This is a genomic window from Sphingomonas sp. Leaf339 (genome assembly GCF_001426195.1).
Taxonomy (GTDB): Bacteria; Pseudomonadota; Alphaproteobacteria; order Sphingomonadales; family Sphingomonadaceae; genus Sphingomonas.
The window spans coordinates 139,762-155,134 of sequence record NZ_LMRS01000034.1 but is presented as its reverse complement, the minus strand read 5'-3'; the positions used below and the strand labels follow the sequence as shown (position 1 = coordinate 155,134).

Sequence of the window (15,373 nt, the reverse complement as noted above, 5' to 3'; positions counted from 1 at the left end):
TCGCATCGTTCCGGAACGGCGGGGCAGGGCGGGGGTTGATGCGGTTCCCCGATCCACAGGAGTTACGTCATGGCCGACCTATCGAATGCGCGCGTGCTGATGCTCGCGGCCGACGGTTTCGAAACGGTGGAGCTGTTCGAACCGAAAAAGGCGCTGGAGGCCGCCGGCGCGACGGTGACGCTGGCCTCGATCCGGCTGGACCCGATCCAGGGCATGGAACAGGACATCAACAAGGCGGAAACCGCCACGCCGGACCTGACGCTGGATGACGTCGATACCGACGATTACGACGCGCTGATCCTGCCCGGCGGCACGTGCAATCCCGACAAGCTGCGACTGGAGGAACGCGCGGTCGAGATCGTCGCGGAATTCATGGAAGACGACAAGATCGTTGCTGCGATCTGTCACGGTCCATGGCTGCTGGCCGAGGCGGATGTGATCGATGGCCGCCAGCTCACCAGTTATCCCTCGATCCGCACCGATCTCGAAAACGCCGGCGCCGATGTGGTCGATCAGGAAGTTGTCGTCGATGGCAACCTCATCACCAGCCGCAATCCTGACGATATCCCCGCGTTCAATCGCGCGATCATCGACGCGCTGGTGAAGGAACTAGCGGACGAGCCGGCCTGATCCGTTAAAAACCGGCACTGGCCGGTTGGCTGTCAAATGTTTTGGGCTATGATGATGGTTACCAGCGGCTGGTGGAGGCCGCGTGACAGGCCGTCATCATGACCCGACCCTCCCACCGCCGTCGTTTGTCGAGAATGCTGCCGGTCATCGGAGGCCTTCTCGCTGGGTCGGCGGGGGCCGGACTCGTCGCGCAGATGCCGGCGGAACGGCTGGCCGACCTGAGCCGGCTCGCGGGGACGGACCGGCTGCCCGATCCGACCGTCCTGCTGCTCGCGGCCGGTTGTGCGTCTGGTATGGTCGTCTGGGCCGCACTTTATCTGATCTGGGGGAAGGGCGGCCCGCTCGACCGACCATTGGGCAATGCACCCGTTGTCCGCCGGGCCGACGCCCATCCAGATGCGCCGCCACGCTGGCCGCTGACAATGGCGGAAATCGGCACGCCGCCCCCGCGCGAACAGGAATTGCCGATCGATCTGGACCAGCCTCTGGCCAAGTTTGATCCCTACGCCATTCCCACCATGTCCTTCGAATCGATCCGTCAAACCGGTTTGCGTCCCAGCCGATAGACCATACCCGTTATCCGAAAAGGGCTTGTCGCCGGGATAGCGCCGGTGGATACTCGATGTCCAAAGAGTAGAAATCGGGAGAGATCATGGCGGATACCGCCCCCGGCCGCGATGCGGCTACCGATGGCGCGGCGTCACATGCGTCTCCGTATGCCTGGTATGTGCTGGGCATCCTCTTCCTCGTCTATGTCCTGAATTTCGTCGATCGTCAGATCATCTCGATTCTGGCCGAGGATATCAAACGCGACCTGAACCTGCGGGACGAGGATCTCGGGTTCCTGTACGGCACGGCGTTCGGTGTCTTCTATTCGCTGTTCGGCATTCCGCTGGGGCGGTTAGCGGATAACTGGCATCGTGGCCGGCTGATGGTGATTGGTCTGACACTGTGGTCGGCGATGACCGCGCTGTCCGGGCTGTCGCGATCGGGCGGTCACCTCGCCGCCGCACGGATCGGCGTCGGCATCGGTGAAGCGACGGCCAGCCCTTCCGCCTATTCGCTGATCTCGGACTGGTTCCCCAAACGCCTGCGCGCCACCGCGCTCTCGATTTACTCGGCCGGCCTCTATGTCGGCGGCGGCGTGTCGCTCTTCATCGGCGGCCTGATCGTCCAGAACTGGAACCGGGCATGGCCGAATGGCGGCCCCGGCGGGCTGGTCGGCTGGCAGGCTGCGTTCATGGCGGTCGGCCTGCCCGGCCTTTTCGTCGCCCTGTGGATCAGCACGCTGCGCGAACCGATCCGGGGCGCGGTGGAGGGGCTGCCCCCGCCCGACCGGCATCCGGCGCCGTTCCGCGCCTTCGGGCAGGAGCTAATCACGATCATTCCGCCGCTGACGCTGATCGGGGCGGCGGCGGGTGGCGCGCGGGCATTGATGGTGAACCTGCTAGCGCTGGGGATAACCGTCGCAGCGGTCACGGGTCTGGTGTCCATCGGCGAACCATGGCCACAATGGACCGCGATCGGCATCGGGGCCTATGCGGTGTTTTCATGGGCCTGCGCGCTGCGTCGTCGCGATCCGCCCGCCTTTGCCCTGATCGTCGGCACGCCGGCGTTTCTGTGTACTGTCGTCGCCTATGGCCTCAACGCCTTTATGGCCTATGCCGCCAGTTTCTGGGCGGCGCCCTATGCGTTGCGGGTACTTGGCGCTTCGCCGTCCACCGCTGGCTTTTATATCGGCGGGTCAGGTGCGCTGGCGGGATTTCTCGGCGTGACGCTGGGCGGGGTAGTGGCGGATCGGTTGCGGGTCAGCAATCCGGCAGGACGCCTTATGGTCGTTATCTTCGGCGCGATCGTGCCGGCACCTTTCCTCGCACTCGCCTTCACTGCGACGACCACGACGCTGCTCTATCCAATGCTGTTTCTGGCGCAGGTGACGGCCAGTTGCGCGCTGGGGTCGGCGGCGGCGACGACGCAGGACATGGTGTTGCCGCGGATGCGCGGCACGGCCACCGCCACGCTTTTCATCGGCACCACACTGCTCGGCTTGGCTCTCGGCCCATACATCGCTGGTCGGGTTTCGACTCTAAGCGGTAGCCTGTCGACCGGCATGTTGTCACTGCTGGCCAGCGTACCGATCGCCCTCGTCGCGGCGATTGCCGCCTATCGTCTGGTCCCCACCGCCGAGGCCACGCGCGAGGCGCGGGCCAGGGCGGCCGGGGAGGACATCTGATCGCTTAGTTCGCCGTCAATACACCGCAGGCAATGCGCCCGCCACTATTGCCGGACGGATCGGTCTTCAGATCGTCGGGATTGGCATGGATCACCAGCGCCGATCCGTCGGCATCCAGCAAGCCCGCCATCGTCGCGCCGGGGACCGTGACGCCCAGCGTTCCACGGCCATCGGTGCCGACGATCAGGTTCGGCATATCGCCGGTATGCGGACCCTGCGGATTCATCGTGCCGTGCTGCATGCTCGTCGGGTTCCAGTGGCCGCCCGCGCTGGCGAAATCGGGCGCGTCGCAGCGACCGACCATATGGACATGCGCGCCGTGCATGCCCGCCGGCATACCGCGCGCATCGATCGTGAAGCGCAGGCCACCACCCACTTCCGTCGCGGTTGCCCGCCCGACATCCACGCCGGCCGCCGTCCGCAGCATTGCGGTGGCGCTGCGACCGCCGGGCGTGCTTTCGCCGAGATCGGCCTTGTCACCGTCGCTTTGGCATGCGGTCATCGTCAATGCCGCGATCCCGATCGCTGCCATCTTCATCATCGTCATCATTCGTCTCCCCGTTCCAAGTTCCTGAGGAGCGAACCGCCAGCCGCCTCGCCGGTTCCCGCCGTTGCCACCAATGGCCACCGCGCCACGGGCTCGTACACCGCGCCGCTGCGTGCGAGTTCGCTGCGATACAGGATCAGATGCGGCAGGACGAACGGCTCGCTCGCCAGTGAAGCGTGCGCTGCCAGCCATCGCTCGATCTCGATCGCGCCACCCAGCGACCGGGGCAGGCGCGCCACGGTGATGTGGGGCCGATAGGCGCGCCGTTCGGGCGGCAACCCGGCCAGTGCGCAGGCCTGTTCGACCTTGGCATGCAGATGCGCCAGCGGCCCGGCCGGCGCAACGCCGGCCCACAGGCTGTCCGCCCGGCCACGTTGTTCGAAACTGCCCACGCCCGCCAGGGTCGCGATCGGCGCCGGCGCGTGGATGTGTCCCAGCGCCGCCGCCAGATCCTCCGCCTGATGCCGGTCGACTTCGCCCACGAACCGCAGGGTCAGGTGCACCTGTTCGTCATCCTGCCAGCGCGCGCCCGGCACCCCGTCCATCAACGCGGACAACCGGTCGCGGATGGCGGGTGGTGGACGCAGGGCAACGAACAACCGGATCATCACGCATGGTTAACCAATGGACCGACGGGACATGCAACTGCTTTCGCTTGAAAAGGGTTGAGGGGAAGACGATATTGTCAGCAACCGGCCTTCTCGCCGGCCACCAGGAGAATTTTTCAGATGGCGAATTGGTCTGATCCTCGACCCACCGCCGCGCCGTTCGGTACGACGCGCGCGCGGGCGGGTGACGCGGCCCACGACGCAGGGCTGCGCTCGTACATGCTGTCGGTCTACAACTACATGGCTTCGGCGGTGCTGTTGACAGGTATCGTCGCGATGATATTCGCAGTCGGCGGCGCCGATTCGCCCGCTGCGCAAGTGTTCACGCAGGGTGGCATCCTGAAGTATGTCATCATGTTCTCGCCACTGGCGATCGTCTTCGCGATGAGCTTCGGTCAGGCGCGGATGAGCACGGCAACGATGCAGATGCTGTTCTGGGGCTTCGCGGTCCTGATGGGTCTGTCGATGTCGACTATCTTCCTCGTCTATTCGGGGACGTCGATCGCGCAGGCCTTCTTTGCGACTGCTGCCGGCTTCGCGGCGCTTAGCCTGTACGGGTACACGACGAAGAAGGACCTGTCGGCGTTCGGCACCTTCCTCATCATCGGCGTCGTCGGCCTGCTGGTCGCCAGCGTCATCAACATGTTCGTGCAGTCCGGCCCGATGGGTCTGGTTATCAGCGCGGTCGGCGTGCTGCTGTTCGCCGGGCTGACGGCCTATGACACGCAGCGTACCAAAAACCTGTATTATCAGGTCGCCGGCACGGACATGCAGGGCAAGGTCGTCATCATGTCGGCGCTTAGCCTGTATCTCGACTTCATCAACATGTTCATGTTCATCCTGCGTCTGTTCGGCTCCAGCCGCGACTAAACGGCAGATTGATCGATGTTTCAGGGGCTCGGCAGGTAACTGCCGGGCCCCTTCTCTTTGGGGGATGACCGAATGTCCGTGCGCCTGATGATCGAGGCGGATCTTGATTATGCGTTACCCGAACCCGCCGACATCCTGTTGCAGGTAGAAGTCGCGGCAATGGCCGATCAGCGCCTAGACAACCATTCGCTCACGATCTGGTCGGATCATCCGATCGCGGCGGTCGTCGGCGAAGAGGGGATCGGCCAACGCAGCTGGGCGCGGGGCGAGGGGCGGTTCGTCGCCGAATACCGCGCCACGGTGACGATCGATCGCCCGCCGGTCGATCTGTCGATTTTGGGATCGACACCGCCGCGCGCTATCCCCGGTCCGGTTGTGCCGTACATGCTGCCCAGCCGTTACTGCCAGTCCGACCGGTTGGAGGGCTTCGTCCGCCGCACGTTCAGCGGCCTGTCCGGCGGCGCAATGGCGCAGGCGCTGCTCGACTGGACCAATGACGCGCTCGTCTACCGCGCGGGCGTCAGCGAGGGCAGCACCACCGCACTCGATACATTCGGCAGCCGCATGGGCGTGTGCCGCGATTATGCCCATCTGCTCGTCGCGTTGGCGCGGGCAGCGGAGATTCCCGCCCGCTGCGTCGCCGCTTACGCCCCCCACGTGGCGCCGCCCGATTTCCATGCCGTCGTCGAACTGTGGCTGGACGGCGCGTGGCGACTGGTCGATCCCACGGGCATGGCTACCGCGGACGAGATCGCCCGCGTCGGTGTCGGACGTGATGCCACCGATATCGCTTTCATGACCGTCTTCGGTTCCGCCTTCTACCAGCGGCAACGCGTGTCGGTGACGCGTCTGACCTCACCGGAACGCGGACGCCGTCCGATCGTTTTACCTCAGGAACGATATCTCGAGAGGATCTAGGTCATGAATACTATCGACGATCGCGCGCTCGACAGCCTGTCGGTCGCGCCGGATGATACATCCGGCGGTCGTGATCCGCGTCAGGATGCCGGCCAAGACAAATCGATCGCCAAGCGATTGCAGAAGAACCCGGATAGCGTCGACGCCCGGCTTGACAATGGCCTAGACGAGACGATGGATGGTAGCGATCCCGTATCGATTTCCGAACCCAATGGCGGCGGCGAACCCGCCCCATCCTCCGGATATGACGAAGCGGCCGAGGAGGAACGTCAACGCGACGCCTGACCCATAAGGCTTGGCTTGCCATTCTACATTTTGCGCGGGTGCATCACGATGCGCCCGCGTTTTCGTATTATTTCGGCTCGTCGCATATCATGTTGCGGCGCAGCGGTTTTCATCGTTCCTTGCGTCTCGCCGGGCCGATGACGGAAAGGTGGCGTTAACCATCGTTCCGATACCATCGCCCGGTTGGTTTGGCTGATCGGGGCGGGGTGATATTATGGGATCCAGAAACAAGCCGGCCCAAGGGGCGATGACGCTGGCCGAAATGAAGGAGTTTGCGGGTTTTCCCGCATCCACGCAGCGGTACATCCGTCGTTCGTTGGATATCGGACTGGACCGCGAAGACGCGATGACCCGATGGTCGCGCGATATCGTGGAAGCGGCGAGCATTCGCGCACAGGCGCGGCTGTATCGGTCGTTGCCATCCTTGCGAGAGATCGTGCCGGACGACAGCGGCCTCGATTCAATCGAGCCGTTTCTGGCCCCGCTCGTCACCGTCGTCGCCTTCGATCTGGGTCAGGGGCGGCTACCCAGCTTTTCCGCCGCGCGTTTCCTTTATGAGCGCCTGATCGGCGCGTCGGTTCGGCCGTGGCTGCCGGCCGCCTTCTGTGCCGCGGCCGCGTTGCCACACCTGCATCCGGAACTGCGCCGCAAGCTGCTGCAATCCATCAGCGAAGCGGCTGCGACGGCGTCCGGCTGGTCCAATCGCCAGCCGGCGTTCTTCCCTTATTGGGTCGAGAAGGTCGACACGGGTCAGTCGCTGGCCAACTGATCGACGGCGCGGGCGGTGCCGTCCTATTGGCATGCCCGCCACCCCATGCTGCCGCGCGACGCCTGATCCAGATGCAGGTGATCGCGGTGGGCGGCGTTATGATCCGGCGACAGCGTGGTCGAGAAAAGCCCGCAGGCGCCATCGCGTACCGTTTTCAGAAATTGCGCCGATGCGCCGTCACCCTTCCAGTCCCGGATCACCGTGATGCGCCGACCGTCCGTCAGACGAAAGCCGGCGATGTCGACTGCGTTGGCGGTCGAATGCTCGCTCCAGTTGCCGCTATCGCGACCGTAGAGGCGCCGGCAGCTATAGCTGCCGAAGTGATCGATTTGTGCGACCCGCGATTTGAAGAAGCGCTCGGCCGCCGGTTGGACGACGTTCCACTCCCACGCGGCGAGCGCCGCCGCGACCGGACAGGCGACGCCGAGCCCGGCCGGCGCAAAGCTGATCGTCCGCGACCCTCCCCCGGCGAAGCGAACGCCGTTGGCATAGCCGCATTGCCCCTCGCCCTCGCGCGGCGGCAGCGCCGTGTAGCGCACGCCGGCCTTGTCGAGTACGGCCCGGCAGGCGGGAAAGTCGTTGGTCAACCCGGCCAGCTTGCGACCGGTAAACATGCCCACGGGTTGCCCCAGATCGAGCGGCGTCCACGGCAGATCCTGCGTTCTCCCTCGCATCGTCGCCCATGCGACGAACACCAGCGCCAGCACGATACCGCCGATAACCAGAAGCCCGGCGATCCGCCGCACCGTCCGCATCAGCCGCGCATGGCCGACGACAGCGGCTCGGCGATCACCGGATAGCCGAGATCGGCGGGGATGCAGATATGCTCGATCCCGCCGCGATGCTCCGTCCACGGCACGATCGTCTGCACTGGATAGGCCGCCGCATCCGCCATGATCGACGCCACGCTCGCAGACTGCGCCAGCCGCTCCAACGTCCGCCGGGTCGGGAAGATGATGGGGGCTGCGGTGAGCATCGCTGCCGCCGTCCGCCACGCGAGCGCCACGTTCTCGGTGCCGTCGATAATCGCGGCAGGAGCCTCCAACGGCAGACACGTCACATAGAAACGCGCATCGAACACCCGCGTCGTCTTATGCGATGGCCTCCAGCGCCCATACGGCGCCAGCAGATCGGGACTGATGGTTAGGCCATGGACGGCCAGCGTAGCGCCGATCGTTTCGCCGTTATGCAGCGCCGTTCGTATTGCGGCGATAGTCGCCGCATCGGGCAGTGGATCAATGTCGATCGCCAGTCCCACTTCCTCCAGCGTCTCCCGGATAGCGGCAATCCGCGCTGCGACCTCGTCCACGTCCGCCGCTCCCAGTTGAACGGCCAGTGCACGATCGCCGGCGTCGACCCGTCCACCCGGAAACACCCATGCGCCACCCGCAAACGCCATCGTGTCCGCCCGCTTCACCATCAATAATTCCGGCGGCGAGCCTGCGGAAACGTTCTCACGCATGATGATCAGGGTGGCGGCAGGGATGGGGTCAGGCAACATCATCGTCCGACATAACGCACCGTCAAGCGGATCATTCCACCGAGATCAACAATAGCTGGCGAGGGAAGGGCGGGTGGTGGAGCCGAGCGGGATCGAACCGCTGACCTCTGCAGTGCGATTGCAGCGCTCTCCCATCTGAGCTACGGCCCCGCACCCTTCAAAAACCCGGTCTCAACCGGATGTGTTCGCGTTTAGCGATCTCGTTTTCCCAATGCAACAAGGGGGGCAGGTCACCGCTGAAATTGCCTGCGGCGAGCTGTCCCAAGTATGCGACGGGGCGTATTGCGGACGTCGATGGCTTGGAACATCGATCCTCAAAGCCCGTTTTGGCTAAGTATCGGATTTGCGACGAAGACGTGGCCGGTATGCAGGAGAATGGAGACCAACATGGGCAATGAACGCTACTCACGCGGCACCAACCCGCAAGGCGACTATTACAACAGCACCGACAGCCGCGACAACGGCTATGGCCGTGAGTATACCTATTCCAGCGCACGCGACTATGCCGCCGCCGGCTATGGTCGTGACGACGACCGATCGAGAGGACGTCAGGACCGCCAGGATTTCGGCGGCCAGCGCTATCCCGAGCGCGACCGGTTCAACAGCGGTCGAGACGGCGGCAGCTATGGTGGGCGTGAGGAGTATCATGGCTCTTACGCATCGGATGGGCGTCGTTTTGAGGACGTAGGGCGTAATCGCCACGCCGACGATGATAACCGCCAGCGTAATCGCGGCTACGGACGCCAGCCCCAGGGTTACGAATACGAAGATCGCGGTTTTTTTGCACGCGCGGGTGACGAGGTGCGTTCGTGGTTCGGAGATGACGACGCGGAACGCCGGCGCGAAATGGACTCGCGCTACGACGACCGAGGGTATCGTGGCGGCGGCCAGCATGACGAGCATTACGGCAGTTGGCGGTCCAGCCAAATTGCCGCACTGGACCGCGATTATGATGAGTATCGCAACGAAAACCGCTCGCGGTTTGAAAGCGAGTTCTCGTCATGGCGCAATAACCGCCAGACACAGCGCGACTCTCTCAACAAAGTCACGGAGCATCAGGAAGTCGTCGGTTCGGACGGTGGCCATGTCGGGACGGTAGACAAGGTGCGAGGCGACCGCATCTTGTTGACCAAGAACGATGTCGATGCCGGTGGTCAGCATCATTCGATCCCATCGAACTGGATCAAATCGGTCGACGACAAGGTAACGCTGAGCAAGACGGCGGACGAAGCCAAGCAGGCATGGCGCGACGAGGATCGTAACCAAGCCATGTTCGGGTACGGCGACAATGCCCGGGATCGCAGCGAAAACCGGACCAACGCATCGTCGTCCAGTAGCTCGGCATCTGCCGACACAGGCGCTGGCGGCAACCTCAACCGGAGCTTTTCCGGCACCTATTGACAGTGGTCGACGCGTAAGCGTCCCCGATGGGCAGGCCCGGTCGCTTCCGCGACCGGGCCTTTTCATTTGCGTAGCGTCGCCACGCGCGTCACATCGAACCGATAACAACGAGAGGATTCTGCCGATGCCCCGCGCCTGGACTCTGGCGTCGCGCCCGAAGGGCACGCCGACCCCGAATGATTTCGCGCTAATATCCGTCGATCGGCCCGAACTGGCGGATGGCGAGGTTCGGGTGGCCAATCGCTGGCTGTCGGTCGACCCCTATATGCGTGGCCGGATGAACGACGTGAAAAGCTATGTGCCGCCGTTTGCCATCGGGGCGCCGATGGATGGCGGTGCGGTCGGTGAGGTCGTCGAAAGCCGTGATCCGTCACTGGCGGCCGGTGATCTTGTCCAACACATGCTCGGCTGGCGCGACGAGGCGGTCGGGCCGGCTGCCGCGTTTATGAAGCTGCCCGCCATCGACTTGCCGCCCCAGGCATTTCTGGGTCAGCTCGGCATGCCCGGCATGACCGGCTACTGGGGCTTGCTGGCGGTGGCAGAGGCCAAGGCGGGCGATACCGTCTTCGTATCGGCGGCGGCCGGCGCTGTCGGATCGACGGTGGTACAGGTGGCCAAGGCAAAGGGCATGACCGTGATCGGATCGGCCGGTGGCGCGGCGAAGGGCGAATGGGTCCGCTCGCTCGGCGCAGATGCGGTGATCGATTACAAGGCGGGCAGCGTCGTCGAGGCATTGGGCAAGGCGGCACCAAAGGGAATCAACGTCTATTTCGACAATGTCGGCGGCGACCATCTCGATGCCGCGCTGGCCCATGCCCGACCCCGTGCGCGTTTCGCGATCTGCGGCATGATCGACGTGTACAATGACGCCAAGCCGACCGAGCTGAAATATCTCGCCCGCCTGATCGGCAACCGCGTGCAGATGCGCGGCTTCATCGTCACCGACTTCATGCCCCGTGCCGCCGAATTCTATCAGGACATGGCAACCATGCTCGGCACGCTGAAGCGGGAGGAAACAGTCCATGACGGCTTGGAAGCAATGCCCGATGCCTTTCTAGGGCTATTCACCGGCGGCAATACCGGCAAGATGCTGGTCAAGCTTTAATATATAGAAGCGTTTCGTCTATCGGCCCCGGCGACAACCGGGGCCGATCCATTGAGATCCGTCTTCTGTTAGGCGCCCGAGAACGTGTCGCACTTGGCCGGGTCGCCCGTTTCCATCCCGACACGCAGCCACTTCATCCGCTGTGCTGACGTGCCGTGCGTAAAGCTGTCGGGAACGACCCGGCCCTGACCTTCACGCTGCAGCGTATCGTCGCCGATCGCCCGCGCGGCGGTCATACCCTCTTCTATATCGCCGGGATCGAGCCGGTCGCGATTGGCCGCCGCCCATACGCCTGCATAGCAATCCGCCTGCAATTCCAGACGCACCGACATGGCGTTGCCCTCAGCCTCGCTCGACCGGGCCTGCGCCTGCTGCACCTGCGTCGATGTGCCGAGCAGGTTTTGGATGTGATGCCCGAACTCATGCGCGATCACATAATATTGCGCGAAGTCGCCCTTGGCGCCGAATTTCGTCGCCAACTCGTTGAAGAAGCTGGTGTCGAGATAGACGCCCCGATCCGTCGGGCAATAGAATGGCCCCATGGCTGCCTGCGCCGCACCGCAGCCCGATCGACCCGATCCGCCATAGAATTGCAGCGACGGCGCCTCGAACGGCTGGTTCGATTTGGCGAAAATCGCCGCCCAGGTCTGCTGTGCCGAACTGAACGCGTTGCAGGCCGCCCTGCTTTCCGCATCGACGCGACATGCGGTCGCCGCCTCGTTACCGCCACTGCTCGCCGGCGCCGTACGCGTGACAGGGGCAGAGCCTTGTCCGCCGCCCAGCAGCGACAGGGGGTTCATGCCGAGCACCGCCAAGATGATGAGCACGACGACGATGCCACCGCAACCAAAGCGACTACCGATCAGCGGCAGTAGACCGAACAGCAGACCACCACCGCCGCCACTGCCAAAGCCACCGCCTTCGCCCCGCTGGTCGCCGACGTTGATGTTAGGATCGTAATCGTCGAGCCGCATGGAATATCGCCTGATCGTTGCGCGGGTGAAATGCTTGAGGCCACTCGTCGGTTGCAAGCGTTGATCGCGCTACGGGTTGCCGCCATGCTCGGGTGGGCGGTCATCACGGACCAAACAGGGAGAACGATATGCTGCTGAAGGGCAAGACGGCACTGATCACGGGATCGACATCGGGTATTGGCCTTGCCTTTGCGCGCGCCTTCGCCGCCGAGGGCGCCGCCGTCGTCATCAACGGGTTCGGCGACGTCGATGCGATCGAGCAAATCCGTGCCGAACTGGCTCAGATCAGCGGCGCCACTGCTCTTCACGATCCGGCCGACATGTCGAAACCCCACGAGATCGCCGCGCTGGTCGATCGGGCGGTAGCGGAGACGGGCGGGTGCGATATCGTCGTCGCCAACGCCGGCGTCCAGCACGTGTCGCCGATCGTCGATTTCCCGACCGAGAAATGGGACGCCATCATCGCGATCAACCTGTCGTCGGCCTTCCACCTGATGCATTCGGCGATCCCGGTGATGAAGGCAAAGGGATGGGGGCGGATCATCACCACCGCCTCCGCTCACTCGCTGATCGCCAGTCCGAACAAGTCCGCTTACGTCGCTGCCAAACATGGCGTGGCGGGACTGACCAAGGCAGCGGCTCTAGAGGTCGCCCGCGACGGCATTACCGTCAACTGCATTTCGCCGGGATATGTCTGGACGCCGCTTGTCGAGAACCAGATACCCGACACGATGAAAGCGCGCGGCCTGACCCGCGAAGAGGTGATGAACGATGTCCTGCTCGCCGCGCAGCCAACCAAGGAATTCGTGACCCCAGAACAAGTCGCCGCCTTCGGCCTGTTCCTTTGCCGGGACGAGGCGGCGTCGATCACGGGCGCGAACCTGTCGATGGACGGCGGCTGGACCGCCGCATGAGGCATTGGGCGGTGGCGGGTATCCTGCTCGCCACCGGTGCGGGCGCTGCCGAGCGTGAGGTCACGGTCGACTGGCGCCGCGTTGCCACGGCGGCCGACCGTCAGAAGCTGCGCGAATGGCGGTCAGCTTGGTCGAGTGCACTGCGGGATGCGCGTGGGGACAAGGCGGCCATGGCTGCCATCACGGGCGACGCCGCCTTGTTCGATCCGGATCGAAGCCTGACGGGCTCATTGCCAGCGCCGGGCAACTATCGTTGCCGTACGACAAAGCTTGGCCGGCAGGGCGTATCGGGTTCCTTCTTTGTGACTTTGCCATGGACGGCATGTCGGATCGAGACCGCCTCTACCGCGGTCCTTTTCACCGGGTTAGGAGTGGGGCAGCGACCCATCGGGATGCTGTATGCCGACACCGACGCGCGAACGATATTTCTGGGTTCGATGATGCTGACGGGAGAGACGCGGGCAATGGCTTATGGTCGCGATCCCGGTCGCGACATGGCGGGCATCCTCGAGCGGATCGGCGAACGTCGCTGGCGTCTTGTTTTGCCGCACCCCGCCTTTCAGTCACAGCTCGACCTGATCGAGATCGAACCGGCTGCTTAGGGGGCGGCGGTGATTGCCACCGGCAGCGCTGGCAATGTCGCCAGATAGGCCCTGCCATGAACGCCCAGCACCGTGACGCGATCCCGGTTGGCGACCGCCACCGCTTTTAGAAAGGATCGCGGCTTTTTCATCAGATTGGGCTGTTTTAGACCGACCAACCCGCTGATACGCGCTGCCTCCTGGACGAAATGAACGCAGTTGCGCCGGCCAAGGCTGTAACGGCTATCACCCCGTTCGCCCCACGCCGCGACCAGCTTCAGAATCTCGGCATATTGGGCGCCGGTCAGCACAATCGAAAATTGCGCATCGCTCGTCGCGATGTAACCCGGCTTGGCTATATCCAGGCGCCCGCGCACCGTGCTGAACAAGATTTTCGGACTGAGCGTGCTGGCTGTGAACCCGTAATTCACATCGACCGGTGCCCCACCGGCATCGGGCATACCCCGCAGCGTAAAGAACGCATGGGGAAAGCTGTTGCCGAGTTCGTGGCTCCAGAAGGTCATCGTAATTGCCGCTGAAACAGGAAGCGCCGTGAGCAAACAAGCCAAGGCGGTAAACAGTGTCCATAGGACACGAGGCACGAACGGCGACATACCCTGGTTTAACAGGACTTTGCGTCGCTGTCTCGATCAGGCACCCGCGTTGGTCAACCGTCCGAGTTGATCATCATCGAGGGACAAGGTCATCGCCGGCAACAGATCGGCCAACTGCTCGACGCTCGTCGCGCTCGCGATCGGTGCCGTGACACCGGGCTGCGCGATCAACCATGCCAGCGCGATCTGCGGTAAGGTCGCCCCGGTTTCGCCTGCGATGTCGTCCATCGTCGCCAAAACCGCCGCGCCGCGATCGGCCAGCAGCTCCCTCATCGTGCCGCCACGGATGCTTTTGCCCAGGTCGGCCTCGCTGCGATATTTGCCCGTCAGAAACCCCGCGGCCAGCCCGTAATACGGTAGCACGGCGATATTTTCTTGCACGCAATAATCCTGCAACTCACCTTCAAACTTGTGGCGGCTGACCAGATTATATTCCGGCTGCAGCACGTGAACACGCGGTAAATCATCGTCCCGCGCAATATCCACCGCCGTTTTCAAACGTCGAGCGGAGAAGTTGGAGACGCCGAGCACCCGGATCTTCCCAGCATCGACCAACTGGCCGAACGCACCCAGCACATCTTCCTGCGACACGGACCCGTCATCCTGATGTGCGTAGTAAAGGTCGATCCGATCGGTCCCGAGCCGTTTCAGCGATGCGTCACACGCCGCGACGATTCGGGCGGGTGCCAGTTTCTCACCGCCTTCACCAGGCAGCATGCCTACTTTGGTCGCGATCAGCACGTCGTCGCGTCGGCCGCTCGCCTTCAGCCAATCGCCGATTATCGTTTCCGATTCACCGCCCTGATGACCTTCGACCCACGCCGAATAGATGTCCGCCGTGTCGATCATCGTGCCACCACCCGCGACGAAGGCGTCGAGGACGGCAAAACTGGCTTTTCGATCGGCGGTCCAGCCAAATACATTGCCGCCCAATACCAATGGCGACAGGCGAAGATCGGTGGAGCCGAGGCGGCGTTGGGTCATGGGGGGTCCGTCATCATGGCGGCGGCCGGTTCATAAGTGGACCAACCGCCGCCCAGTCATTTCAGGTCGATCTTACGTCTTTCCGATCAGTCGCGGATAGCGCGGCCGGTGTTCTCCAGCGCGCGGCCGGTGGCATCTGCAGCGCGGTCGGCTGCGTTACCGATCGCATCGCCAGCCTTGTCGGTGTGGTGCTCGATCGACGAACCGGCGTTTTCGAGCGAGGCTTCTGCCGAGCCCAATGCGCGATCGGTTGCGGCATCGACGTCGCCGACCGCGTTCTCGGTGGTCGCGGCGGTATCGGCGGCCACGGCGTTGGCGGCTTCCGACGTTTCGTTCTGCGCCTTCTGGCTGCAGGCGGCGAGCAGGGCGGCGGCGGCGAGTACGGGAACGATCAGCTTCTTCATGAAATTCTCCTGTTTCGATGATCCTGTTTGGGGAT

Annotated in this window: 19 protein-coding genes and 1 tRNA gene; 11 read left to right on the top strand and 9 right to left on the bottom strand. The window is 63.9% G+C overall.

Going from position 1 to position 15,373, the window contains the following annotated elements; all coding sequences use genetic code 11:
* Positions 1–69: 69 nt before the first annotated feature.
* The 3 genes from ASG67_RS13235 to ASG67_RS13225 all read left to right on the top strand — a co-directional run bounded on the left by ASG67_RS13235 (position 70) and on the right by ASG67_RS13225 (position 2,863).
* Entirely contained in the window at positions 70–630 is a 561-nt protein-coding gene (locus tag ASG67_RS13235) for a type 1 glutamine amidotransferase domain-containing protein (RefSeq protein WP_056531059.1), read from the top strand.
* Positions 631–728: 98 nt separating this feature from the next.
* The gene (locus tag ASG67_RS13230) at positions 729–1,196 is read left to right on the top strand and encodes a hypothetical protein (RefSeq protein WP_156460817.1); all 468 of its coding nucleotides are present in this window, start codon (positions 729–731) and stop codon (positions 1,194–1,196) included.
* Between the two features lie 86 nt (positions 1,197–1,282).
* Positions 1,283–2,863, top strand: coding sequence for a spinster family MFS transporter (locus ASG67_RS13225; protein ID WP_056531051.1), 1,581 nt, complete (start codon positions 1,283–1,285; stop codon positions 2,861–2,863).
* A 4-nt stretch (positions 2,864–2,867) separates the two neighbouring features.
* Here ASG67_RS13225 and ASG67_RS13220 read toward each other — a convergent pair whose 3' ends face one another.
* On the bottom strand, positions 2,868–3,410 hold the full coding sequence (locus tag ASG67_RS13220; protein ID WP_056531049.1) for a superoxide dismutase family protein: 543 nt from the start codon (positions 3,408–3,410) through the stop codon (positions 2,868–2,870).
* Complete coding sequence (gene thpR, locus ASG67_RS13215; protein WP_056531046.1) at positions 3,410–4,018, bottom strand: RNA 2',3'-cyclic phosphodiesterase; 609 nt, start codon at positions 4,016–4,018, stop codon at positions 3,410–3,412. The genes ASG67_RS13220 and thpR overlap by 1 nt, the downstream gene beginning before the upstream one ends.
* A 120-nt stretch (positions 4,019–4,138) precedes the next feature.
* Between thpR and ASG67_RS13210 the strand changes: the two genes are divergently transcribed.
* The 4 genes from ASG67_RS13210 to ASG67_RS13195 all read left to right on the top strand — a co-directional run bounded on the left by ASG67_RS13210 (position 4,139) and on the right by ASG67_RS13195 (position 6,860).
* Complete coding sequence (locus ASG67_RS13210; protein ID WP_056531043.1) at positions 4,139–4,888, top strand: Bax inhibitor-1 family protein; 750 nt, start codon at positions 4,139–4,141, stop codon at positions 4,886–4,888.
* A 78-nt stretch (positions 4,889–4,966) separates the two neighbouring features.
* Positions 4,967–5,806 carry a transglutaminase-like domain-containing protein gene (locus tag ASG67_RS13205; protein WP_056531424.1) on the top strand — a complete coding sequence of 280 codons (840 nt, stop codon included), beginning with the start codon at positions 4,967–4,969 and terminating at the stop codon, positions 5,804–5,806.
* 3 nt (positions 5,807–5,809) lie between these two features.
* The gene (locus ASG67_RS13200) at positions 5,810–6,091 is read left to right on the top strand and encodes a hypothetical protein (protein ID WP_056531040.1); all 282 of its coding nucleotides are present in this window, start codon (positions 5,810–5,812) and stop codon (positions 6,089–6,091) included.
* A 214-nt stretch (positions 6,092–6,305) separates the two neighbouring features.
* Positions 6,306–6,860, top strand: a complete 555-nt coding sequence (locus ASG67_RS13195; protein ID WP_056531037.1) for a hypothetical protein — start codon at positions 6,306–6,308, stop codon at positions 6,858–6,860.
* 23 nt (positions 6,861–6,883) lie between these two features.
* Here ASG67_RS13195 and ASG67_RS13190 read toward each other — a convergent pair whose 3' ends face one another.
* The 3 genes from ASG67_RS13190 to ASG67_RS13180 all read right to left on the bottom strand — a co-directional run bounded on the left by ASG67_RS13190 (position 6,884) and on the right by ASG67_RS13180 (position 8,511).
* Complete coding sequence (locus ASG67_RS13190; RefSeq protein WP_056531034.1) at positions 6,884–7,615, bottom strand: extensin family protein; 732 nt, start codon at positions 7,613–7,615, stop codon at positions 6,884–6,886.
* On the bottom strand, positions 7,615–8,361 hold the full coding sequence (locus tag ASG67_RS13185; protein ID WP_156460816.1) for an NUDIX hydrolase: 747 nt from the start codon (positions 8,359–8,361) through the stop codon (positions 7,615–7,617). Before ASG67_RS13185 ends, ASG67_RS13190 begins: the two co-directional genes overlap by 1 nt.
* Positions 8,362–8,435: 74 nt before the next feature.
* Positions 8,436–8,511 (bottom strand) — tRNA-Ala (locus ASG67_RS13180).
* Between the two features lie 144 nt (positions 8,512–8,655).
* Here ASG67_RS13180 and ASG67_RS13175 point away from each other — a divergent pair.
* Both ASG67_RS13175 and ASG67_RS13170 read left to right on the top strand, forming a co-directional pair.
* A complete protein-coding gene (locus ASG67_RS13175) occupies positions 8,656–9,762 on the top strand; it encodes a DUF2171 domain-containing protein (RefSeq protein ID WP_414887627.1) in 1,107 nt (368 codons plus the stop codon).
* A 124-nt stretch (positions 9,763–9,886) separates the two neighbouring features.
* Positions 9,887–10,867, top strand: coding sequence for an NADP-dependent oxidoreductase (locus tag ASG67_RS13170; RefSeq protein WP_056531028.1), 981 nt, complete (start codon positions 9,887–9,889; stop codon positions 10,865–10,867).
* A gap of 68 nt (positions 10,868–10,935) precedes the next feature.
* Here the strand turns inward: ASG67_RS13170 and ASG67_RS13165 are convergent, their stop codons facing one another.
* Positions 10,936–11,841: a neutral zinc metallopeptidase gene (locus ASG67_RS13165; RefSeq protein WP_056531025.1), complete on the bottom strand. Its 906-nt coding sequence runs from the start codon at positions 11,839–11,841 to the stop codon at positions 10,936–10,938.
* 128 nt (positions 11,842–11,969) lie between these two features.
* On the opposite strand from ASG67_RS13165, the gene ASG67_RS13160 reads away from it, so the two are divergent.
* Together ASG67_RS13160 and ASG67_RS13155 are read left to right on the top strand one after the other, a co-directional pair.
* On the top strand, positions 11,970–12,755 hold the full coding sequence (locus ASG67_RS13160; protein ID WP_056531021.1) for a 3-hydroxybutyrate dehydrogenase: 786 nt from the start codon (positions 11,970–11,972) through the stop codon (positions 12,753–12,755).
* On the top strand, positions 12,752–13,357 hold the full coding sequence (locus ASG67_RS13155; protein ID WP_056531018.1) for a DUF4893 domain-containing protein: 606 nt from the start codon (positions 12,752–12,754) through the stop codon (positions 13,355–13,357). The genes ASG67_RS13160 and ASG67_RS13155 overlap by 4 nt, the downstream gene beginning before the upstream one ends.
* On the opposite strand, the gene ASG67_RS13150 is transcribed toward ASG67_RS13155, so the two are convergent.
* From ASG67_RS13150 to ASG67_RS13140, 3 genes are all read right to left on the bottom strand, one after another.
* On the bottom strand, positions 13,354–13,950 hold the full coding sequence (locus tag ASG67_RS13150; RefSeq protein WP_082543516.1) for a hypothetical protein: 597 nt from the start codon (positions 13,948–13,950) through the stop codon (positions 13,354–13,356). The genes ASG67_RS13155 and ASG67_RS13150 overlap by 4 nt on opposite strands.
* 36 nt (positions 13,951–13,986) lie before the next feature.
* Positions 13,987–14,934 (bottom strand): aldo/keto reductase, encoded by a 948-nt coding sequence (locus tag ASG67_RS13145; RefSeq protein ID WP_056531015.1) that lies wholly within the window; start codon positions 14,932–14,934, stop codon positions 13,987–13,989.
* An 86-nt stretch (positions 14,935–15,020) separates the two neighbouring features.
* A complete protein-coding gene (locus tag ASG67_RS13140) occupies positions 15,021–15,338 on the bottom strand; it encodes a hypothetical protein (RefSeq protein WP_056531013.1) in 318 nt (105 codons plus the stop codon).
* Positions 15,339–15,373 lie beyond the last annotated feature (35 nt).